General features: G+C 59.2%; 9 protein-coding genes. 7 read left to right on the top strand and 2 right to left on the bottom strand.

What is annotated here, in order from left to right; genetic code table 11:
* The 3 genes from PFH44_RS21985 to PFH44_RS21975 form a co-directional block, all read left to right on the top strand.
* A partial coding sequence (locus tag PFH44_RS21985; RefSeq protein ID WP_283826141.1) for a winged helix-turn-helix domain-containing protein occupies positions 1 to 492 on the top strand: 492 nt, incomplete at its 5' end.
* Positions 489 to 1955, top strand: a complete 1467-nt coding sequence (gene phoQ / locus PFH44_RS21980; RefSeq protein ID WP_283826140.1) for a two-component system sensor histidine kinase PhoQ — start codon at positions 489 to 491, stop codon at positions 1953 to 1955. The genes PFH44_RS21985 and phoQ, both read left to right, overlap by 4 nt.
* Positions 1956 to 2096: 141 nt before the next feature.
* Positions 2097 to 3218 (top strand): ribosomal protein uL16 3-hydroxylase, encoded by a 1122-nt coding sequence (locus tag PFH44_RS21975; protein WP_133597522.1) that lies wholly within the window; start codon positions 2097 to 2099, stop codon positions 3216 to 3218.
* A 72-nt stretch (positions 3219 to 3290) separates the two neighbouring features.
* On the opposite strand, the gene pepT is transcribed toward PFH44_RS21975, so the two are convergent.
* On the bottom strand, positions 3291 to 4523 hold the full coding sequence (gene pepT / locus PFH44_RS21970) for a peptidase T (protein ID WP_283826139.1): 1233 nt from the start codon (positions 4521 to 4523) through the stop codon (positions 3291 to 3293).
* Positions 4524 to 4797: 274 nt separating this feature from the next.
* Here pepT and potA point away from each other — a divergent pair, with 274 nt between their 5' ends.
* From potA to potD, 4 genes are all read left to right on the top strand, one after another.
* Complete coding sequence (gene potA / locus PFH44_RS21965; RefSeq protein ID WP_045854868.1) at positions 4798 to 5916, top strand: spermidine/putrescine ABC transporter ATP-binding protein PotA; 1119 nt, start codon at positions 4798 to 4800, stop codon at positions 5914 to 5916.
* Positions 5900 to 6757: a spermidine/putrescine ABC transporter permease PotB gene (potB, locus tag PFH44_RS21960; protein ID WP_045854867.1), complete on the top strand. Its 858-nt coding sequence runs from the start codon at positions 5900 to 5902 to the stop codon at positions 6755 to 6757. Before potA ends, potB begins: the two co-directional genes overlap by 17 nt.
* On the top strand, positions 6754 to 7545 hold the full coding sequence (potC, locus tag PFH44_RS21955; protein WP_283826138.1) for a spermidine/putrescine ABC transporter permease PotC: 792 nt from the start codon (positions 6754 to 6756) through the stop codon (positions 7543 to 7545). The genes potB and potC overlap by 4 nt, the downstream gene beginning before the upstream one ends.
* A gap of 80 nt (positions 7546 to 7625) precedes the next feature.
* Positions 7626 to 8672, top strand: coding sequence for a spermidine/putrescine ABC transporter substrate-binding protein PotD (gene potD / locus PFH44_RS21950; protein WP_283826137.1), 1047 nt, complete (start codon positions 7626 to 7628; stop codon positions 8670 to 8672).
* Here the strand turns inward: potD and PFH44_RS21945 are convergent.
* The coding region (locus PFH44_RS21945; protein ID WP_283826136.1) for an AMP-binding enzyme at positions 8669 to 9126 on the bottom strand (458 nt) is incomplete at its 5' end. The two genes, potD and PFH44_RS21945, sit on opposite strands and share 4 nt — an antisense overlap.

The raw sequence follows: 9126 nt of genomic DNA, 5'->3' as shown, positions 1-9126 counted from the left end.
CTGATCCGCCGCTGGCGCAGCCACGAGGTGTCGGTGCCGGTGCTGGTGCTCACCGCCCGCGAAGGCTGGCAGGATAAGGTCGAGGTGCTGAGCGCCGGCGCGGACGACTACGTCACCAAGCCCTTCCATATCGAAGAGGTCGCCGCCCGCATGCAGGCCCTGCTGCGCCGCAACAGCGGCCTGGCGTCGCAGGTGATTTCCCTGCCGCCTTTCCAGGTCGACCTGTCGCGGCGCGAGCTGTCGGTCAACGAGCAGCCGATTAAGCTGACGGCGTTTGAGTACACCATTATGGAAACGCTGATCCGCAACCGCGGCAAAGTGGTCAGCAAAGATTCGCTGATGCTGCAGCTCTATCCTGACGCCGAGCTGCGCGAAAGCCACACCATCGACGTGCTGATGGGGCGTCTGCGCAAAAAAATCCAGGCTCAGTATCCGCACGACGTGATTACCACGGTGCGCGGCCAGGGCTATCTGTTCGAACTGCGCGGATGAAGGGTCCGCTACGGCATATCTTGCCGCTTTCCCTGCGCGTCCGCTTTCTGCTGGCGACGGCGGCCGTGGTGCTGGTGCTCTCGCTGGCCTACGGCATGGTCGCGCTGGTCGGCTATAGCGTCAGCTTCGATAAAACCACCTTCCGCCTGCTGCGCGGCGAAAGCAATTTGTTCTATATGCTGGCGAAGTGGGAAAACAACCGCATCGACGTTGATATCCCCGAAAACCTCAATATGCAGAGCCCGACGGTCACCCTTATCTACGACGCTAACGGCAAGCTGCTGTGGACCCAGCACGACGTCCCGTGGCTGACCAAACGCATTCAGCCGGAGTGGCTGAAGAGCAACGGCTTCCACGAAATTGAATCCGACGTCGACAGCACCAGCAAGCTGCTGAGTAATAATCATGAGGTGCAGGAGGAGCTGGACGCGCTGCGCCAGCAGGACGATGGCTCCGAGATGACCCACTCGGTGGCTATCAATCTCTATCCGGCGACCGACAAGATGCCGCAGCTGAGCATCGTGGTGGTCGACACCATCCCGGTGGAGCTCAAGCGCTCCTATATGGTGTGGAGCTGGTTTATCTATGTCCTGGCCGCCAATCTGCTGCTGGTCATCCCGCTGCTGTGGGTCGCCGCGTGGTGGAGCCTGCGGCCCATCGAATCGCTGGCGAAAGAGGTCCGCGAGCTGGAAGAGCACCACCGCGAAATGCTCAACCCGAATACCACCCGGGAGCTGACGCGGCTGGTCAGCAACCTGAACCGCCTGCTGAAAAGCGAGCGCGAGCGCTACGACAAATACCGCACGACGCTGACCGATCTGACCCACAGCCTGAAAACGCCGCTGGCGGTGATGCAGAGCACCCTGCGCTCGCTGCGCAGCGAAAAGATCGACGTCAACGCCGCGGAGCCGGTCATGCTCGAGCAGATCAGCCGCATCTCGCAGCAGATTGGCTACTACCTGCACCGCGCCAGCATGCGCAGCGGCGGAACCCTGCTCAGCCGCGAGCTGTATCCTATTGCCCCGCTGCTCGACAGCCTCACCTCGGCGCTGAATAAGGTCTATCAGCGCAAAGGGGTCAACATCACCCTCGATATCTCGCCCGAAATTAGCTTCGTCGGCGAACAGAACGACTTTATGGAGGTGATGGGCAACGTGCTGGATAACGCCTGTAAATACTGCCTGGAGTTTGTTGAAGTCTCCGTCCGCCAGGCGAACGATAACTACCTGCATATTCTGGTCGAAGACGACGGCCCGGGGATCCCGCACGGCCAGCGGAGCGTGGTGTTCGATCGCGGACAGCGCGCCGATACGCTGCGTCCCGGCCAGGGCGTCGGCCTCGCCGTCGCCCGCGATATCGTCGAGCAGTACGATGGCAATATTCTTACCGGCGACAGCCTGCTCGGCGGCGCCTGTATGGAGGTGATTTTCGGCCGCCAGCTGCCCGACGAGCGCGAAGGCTAACCGCCCTTCTCCCCCAATGACGCCTGCGTCCTGCGGGCGTCGCGGATCTCTGTGACCAGACGAACAAACGCTGCCAACAAAGAGGCAGTTTGAGGGATGGCGTGTATAATCCCAAACAGACACCTGCTGTGGAATATAAAAATGGATTATCAATTAACGCTTAACTGGCCTGACTTTATCGAACGCTACTGGCAAAAACGCCCGGTGGTATTAAAGCGGGGCTTTGCCAATTTCGTCGATCCCATAAGCCCGGATGAGCTGGCCGGACTGGCGATGGAAAACGAAGTCGATAGCCGCCTGGTCAGCCATCAGGACGGAAAATGGCAGGTCAGCCACGGCCCGTTCGAAAGCTACGATCACCTGAGCGAGAACAACTGGTCGCTGCTGGTGCAGGCGGTCAACAACTGGCACGAGCCGACGGCAGCGCTGATGCACCCGTTCCGCGCCCTGCCGGACTGGCGTATCGACGATCTGATGATCTCCTTCTCGGTTCCCGGCGGCGGCGTAGGCCCGCATCTCGATCAGTACGACGTGTTTATTATTCAGGGGACCGGACGCCGCCGCTGGCGCGTGGGCGACAAGGTGCCGATGAAACAGCACTGCCCGCATCCGGATCTGCTGCAGGTTGACCCGTTCGAGGCGATCATCGATGAAGAGATGGAGCCGGGCGATATCCTTTATATTCCGCCGGGATTCCCGCACGAAGGCTATTCGCTGGAAAACTCGCTGAACTATTCCGTGGGCTACCGCGCGCCGAACGCCCGCGAGCTGTTCAGCGGCTTTGCCGACTATATCCTGCAGCGCGAGCTCGGCAGCCAGCGCTACGCCGATCCTGACGTGCCGGCGCGCGACCATCCGGCGGATATTTTACCCGTCGAGCTGGATCGCCTGCGCGAGATGATGCTGGAGCTGATTAACCAGCCTGAGCATTTCAAACAGTGGTATGGCGAGTTTATTACCCAGTCCCGTCACGAGCTGGACGTGGCCCCTGCGGAGCCGCCGTATCAGCCGGATGAAATTTACGACGCGCTGCAGCAGGGCGACAGGCTGGTGAGGCTCGGCGGGCTGCGCGTGGTGCGCATTGACGGCGAAGTGTTCGTCAACGGCGAGAGGATTAACTCCCCGCATCGTCCGGCGCTCGACGCGCTGGCCATGCACCTGGCGCTCAACGCGGAGCACTTCGGCGATGCGCTGGAAGATCCGTCGTTCCTCGCGATGCTGGCGGCGCTGGTCAACAGCGGCTACTGGTTCTTCGAAGACTAGGCTATCTTTCCCGGCCTGCGGGCCGGGCTACGGGCTCCGGGCGCGCTGCCGGCAGCCCGGTTTAGCCGGGCGCTACTGCGCGCCCCGCTTTGCCGTCAGCTCGGCGATCCGCACAATAACCTCGACCGCCTTCTCCATCCCTTCCAGCGTCACGAACTCATGCTTGCCGTGGTAGTTATAGCCGCCGGTAAACAGGTTCGGGCAGGGTAAGCCCATAAAAGAGAGCTGCGCCCCGTCGGTGCCGCCGCGAATGGGCTTCATTTCCGGTTCGATATGGCAATCGACCATCGCCTGGCGGGCAATCTCCACGACGTGCGGATGCGCCATCACCTTTTCATGCATGTTGTAGTAGCTGTCTTCAATCACCAGCTCGATATAGCAGTCCGGATGCAGCCCTTTGCCGACCTTTTTGGCGATCTCCATCATCCTGCGCTTGCGGGCTTCAAACTGCTTGCGGTCAAAATCGCGGATAATGTAGTGCATCTCGGCGCGGTCAACGCTGCCCTTGATAGTCGACAGGTGGTAAAAGCCTTCATAGCCTTCGGTGGTTTCCGGCGCCTCATCGGCCGGGACTTCGGCATGAATTCTTGCCGCCAGCGACAGGGCGTTAACCATCACCCCTTTGGCGGTGCCGGGGTGAACGTTATTGCCGACGATTTTGATGGTCACCGAGGCGGCGTTGAAGTTTTCAAACTCCAGCTCGCCGACGCCGCCGCCGTCAACGGTGTAGGCCCAGCGCGCGTCGAAGGCGGCAACGTCGAAGTGCTTCGCCCCTTTCCCCACCTCTTCGTCGGGGGTAAACGCCACGCGGATATCGCCGTGGGGAATATTTTTCGCCTTCAGCGTCGCCAGGGCGGTCATAATCTCGGCAATGCCGGCCTTATCGTCCGCCCCGAGCAGCGTTTTGCCATCGGTGGTGATCAGCGTTTGCCCCAGCAGCTGATGCAGCACCGGGAACATCACCGGCGAGAGCACCTCGTCGCCGATGCCGAGGGCGATATCGCCGCCGCGGTAGTTTTCGACAATTTGCGGGCTGACGTGCTTGCCGCTGAAGTCAGGCGCGGTATCGACGTGGGAGATAAAGCCGATGGGCGGAATATCCCCCGCCGCGTTCGCGGCCAGGGTCCCCATCACCGTCCCTTTCTCGCTTAGCGTCACGTTAACCAGCCCCATTTCTTCCAGCTGCGCCTGCAGCAGGCGCAACAACTTCCACTGCCCTTCCGTGCTCGGAACCTGACGCACGCCGGCCTTCGACTGCGTGTCTAAAGAAACGTACTGTAAAAAACGCTCAAGCAATTTATCCATGTGGCCACCCTCATCTTTTGTGACAACATTATTGATAAGCCGGAAAAGACAAATATTGCGTCAGGTCATTTTTAACCCGGCAAACGGGAATTTAATACATTAACTCGCGTAATGTTGTAAAGGTAGGCTATCTGCAGGCGACAAGGATTGGCGATCGGTAACCTTTGCCGTAGAATGCTTGCCCTTATTAATTATGTGCAGCCCCAAAGGTGGTTAACCACAAACCCCGCATCGGTAAGCTTTCCGCTGCGTCTACACGGGACAGAGTCAAAAATTGAATATACAACCGCGTTCACGTTCTCCGCTGGTTCAGCTGGCGGGAATTGGTAAAAGCTTTGATGGCAAAACGGTTATCGCCGATCTGAATCTGACCATCAATAACGGTGAGTTTCTCACTCTGCTTGGCCCTTCTGGCTGCGGTAAAACAACCGTTCTCCGCCTTATTGCCGGACTGGAAAATGTCGATTGCGGACACATTCATCTCGAAGACCACGATATCACTCACGTTCCGGCGGAAAACCGCCACGTCAATACCGTCTTTCAAAGCTACGCCCTGTTCCCGCATATGACGGTGTTCGAAAACGTCGCCTTCGGCCTGCGGATGCAAAAAACGCCGGCGGCGCAGATAGCGCCTCGCGTCGTCGACGCCCTGCGCATGGTGCAGCTGGAGGAGTTTGCCCAGCGCAAGCCGCACCAGCTCTCCGGCGGCCAGCAGCAGCGAGTAGCCATTGCCAGAGCGGTGGTCAACAAGCCGCGCCTGCTGCTGCTCGATGAATCCCTCTCGGCGCTGGACTACAAGCTGCGCAAGCAGATGCAAAACGAGCTTAAAGCGCTCCAGCGCAAGCTCGGCATCACCTTCGTCTTCGTCACCCACGATCAGGAAGAGGCGCTGACGATGTCCGATCGCATCGTGGTGATGCGCGACGGTAAAATTGAGCAGGACGGCACCCCGCGCGAAATTTATGAAGAGCCGAAGAACCTGTTTGTTGCCAGCTTTATCGGCGAGATCAATATCTTTAGCGCGACGGTGATTGAGCGCCTCGACGAGCAGCGCGTCCGCGCCTGCGTTGAGGGCCGCGAATGCAATATCTACGTTAACTTTGCCGTTGAGCAGGGGCAGTCGCTGAACGTCATGCTGCGTCCTGAGGATCTGCGCGTCGATGAGGTTCACGACGCCAGCGAAGCCGATGGCCTGATAGGCTACATCCGCGAGCGCAATTACAAAGGCATGACCCTCGAATCGGTGGTCGAACTGGAAAACGGCAAAATGGTGCTGGTCAGCGAATTCTTTAACGAGGACGATCCCGACTTTGACCACCCGCTTGACCAGAAAATGGCCATCAACTGGGTCGAGAGCTGGGAGGTTGTACTGGCTAATGAAGAACACCAGTAAATTCCAAAGCGTGGTGATTGCCACCATCGTCGGCTGGCTGGTGCTGTTTGTTTTCCTGCCCAACCTGATGATTATCGGCACCAGCTTTTTGACCCGCGACGACGCGAACTTCGTCAAACTGGTCTTTACGCTGGATAACTATGCGCGCCTGCTGGACCCGCTCTATTACTCGGTGCTGCTGCACTCGCTGAATATGGCGCTGATGGCGACGCTCGCCTGCCTGCTGCTCGGCTACCCCTTTGCCTGGTTTCTCGCCAGGCTGCCGGAAAAGGTCCGTCCGCTGCTGCTGTTTCTGCTGATCGTCCCGTTCTGGACCAACTCGCTGATCCGCATCTACGGGCTGAAGATCTTTCTTAGCACCAGGGGCTACCTCAACGAGTTTCTGCTGTGGCTGGGGGTTATTGAAACGCCTCTGCGCATCATGTACACCCCGTCAGCGGTGATTATCGGCCTGGTCTACATTCTGCTGCCGTTTATGGTGATGCCGCTCTACTCCAGCATTGAGAAGCTGGATCGCCCGCTGCTGGAAGCGGCGAAGGATCTCGGCGCCAGCCGGCTGCAAACCTTTATCCGCATTATCATCCCGCTGACCATGCCGGGGATTATCGCCGGCTGCCTGCTGGTGATGCTGCCCGCGATGGGGCTGTTCTACGTCTCCGACCTGATGGGCGGCGCGAAAAACCTGCTGATCGGCAACGTCATTAAGAGCCAGTTCCTCAATATTCGCGACTGGCCGTTTGGCGCGGCCACCAGCATTACGTTAACCCTCGTGATGGGCCTGATGCTGCTGATTTACTGGCGCGCGGCAAGGCTGCTTAACAACAAGGTGGAGCTGGAATGATCGGTCGACTGCTGCGCGGCGGTTTTATGACCGCCATTTACGCGTACCTCTACATTCCCATTATTATTCTGATCGTTAACTCGTTTAACAGTTCGCGCTTCGGCATCAGTTGGCAGGGGTTTACCACCAATTGGTATAGCCTGCTGATGAACAACGACAGCCTGCTGCAGGCCGCGCAGCACTCGCTCACTATGGCGGTGCTGTCGGCGACCCTTGCCACCCTGATCGGTTCGCTGACCGCCGTCGCGCTCTACCGCTACCGCTTTCGCGGTAAGCCGTTCGTCAGCGGAATGCTGTTTGTGGTGATGATGTCGCCGGATATCGTGATGGCCATCTCCCTGCTGGTGCTGTTTATGCTGATTGGCATTCAGCTGGGCTTCTGGTCGCTGCTGTTCTCGCATATCACCTTCTGCCTGCCCTTCGTGGTGGTGACGGTGTTTTCGCGGCTCAAGGGGTTCGACGTGCGGATGCTGGAAGCGGCGAAGGATCTCGGCGCCAGCGAGCTGACCATTTTGCGCAAGATAATCCTGCCGCTGGCGCTGCCGGCGGTGGCGGCAGGATGGCTGCTGAGCTTTACGCTATCGATGGATGACGTCGTGGTGTCATCGTTCGTCACCGGACCGGGCTACGAAATACTGCCGCTGAAGATCTACTCGATGGTCAAAGTGGGCGTGTCGCCGGAGGTGAACGCGCTGGCAACCATCCTGCTGATTCTGTCGCTGGTGATGGTTGTCGCCAGCCAGCTCATTGCCCGCGACGGCACCAAAGGCTCAGCCAAACGGGGCTGATTACTGCAGCCGGTTCGGGCCTCGTCCCGGGCCGGCAACTACCATAGCCTGCTGAACAGGCTTAAACCAGGGGACGTTAAATGAAAAAATGGTCACGCCACCTGCTCGCGGCGGGTGCTCTGGCAGTCGGGATGAGCGCCGCGCACGCGGACGATAGCAAAACGCTCTATTTCTATAACTGGACCGAATACGTGCCGCCGGGCCTGCTGGAACAGTTCACCAAAGAGACCGGGATCAAGGTTATCTATTCGACCTACGAGTCGAATGAAACCATGTACGCCAAGCTCAAAACCTACAAAGACGGCGCCTACGACCTGGTGGTGCCGTCGACCTATTTCGTCGATAAGATGCGCAAAGAGGGCATGCTGCAGAAGATCGATAAGAGCAAGCTGACCAATTTCAGCAACCTCGATCCGCAGATGCTGAATAAGCCGTTCGACCCGAATAACGACTACTCCATTCCCTATATCTGGGGCGCCACGGCGATCGGCGTAAACAGCGACGCCATCGACCCTAAAACCGTGACCAGCTGGGCCGACCTGTGGAAGCACGAGTACAAAAGCAGCCTGCTGCTGACCGACGATGCCCGGGAAGTGTTCCAGATTGCGCTGCGCAAGCTGGGCTACTCCGGCAACACCACCGATCCCAAAGAGATTGCCGCCGCGTATAGCGAACTGCAAAAGCTGATGCCAAACGTCGCGGCGTTCAATTCGGATAACCCGGCGAACCCGTATATGGAAGGGGAGGTGAATCTCGGTATGGTATGGAACGGCTCGGCGTTCGTCGCTCGCCAGGCCGGGACGCCGCTGGAGGTGGTGTGGCCGAAAGAAGGCGGCATCTTCTGGATGGATAGCCTGTCGATTCCGGCCAACGCCAAAAACGTCGACGGCGCGCTGAAGCTGATTAACTTCCTGCTGCGCCCGGACGTTGCCAAACAGGTTGCCGAGACCATCGGCTATCCGACGCCGAACCTCGCCGCGCGCCGGATGCTCAGCCCGAGCGTAGCCAACGATAAGTCGCTCTACCCGGATGCGGAAACCATCCAGAAAGGCGAATGGCAGAACGACGTCGGCAGCGCCAGCACCCTGTACGAAGAGTATTATCAAAAGCTTAAGGCCGGTCGTTAATCCTGCGGCTCGCGCATCAGTATCTGGCCGAATTCGGCTCGCAGCTGATTCTTCAGAACCTTGCCGGTGGCGCTCACCGGCAGGGCATCAATGAAAACGATGCGGTCCGGCACCTGCCATCTCGGCACCCGCTGCTGGTACCACGCCAGCAGCGCCTGCTCCTCGACCTCTCCCCCTTCCGCCCTGACGCACAGCAGCACCGGACGCTCGTCCCAGCGCGGATGCTGCGCGGCAATCGCCGCCGCGCTGCGGATAGCCGGGTGGGCAAGGGCAATGTTTTCCAGCTCCACCGTTGAGATCCACTCCCCGCCGGACTTGATGATATCTTTGGCCCGATCCTGAATCGTCAGATAGCCGTTCGCATCGACGGTGCCGATATCGCCGGTATCAAACCAGCCGTCCTCGGTGAGCGCCGTTTCGCTACGGCCAAAGTAGCTGGCCACCACCCAGTGCC

It is taken from the genome of Klebsiella sp. Ech2A (assembly GCF_030078455.1).
Taxonomy (GTDB): domain Bacteria; phylum Pseudomonadota; class Gammaproteobacteria; order Enterobacterales; family Enterobacteriaceae; genus Klebsiella; species Klebsiella terrigena.
Note: the sequence above shows the minus strand (reverse complement) of the source record. Positions and strands in the feature narration are given on the sequence as shown.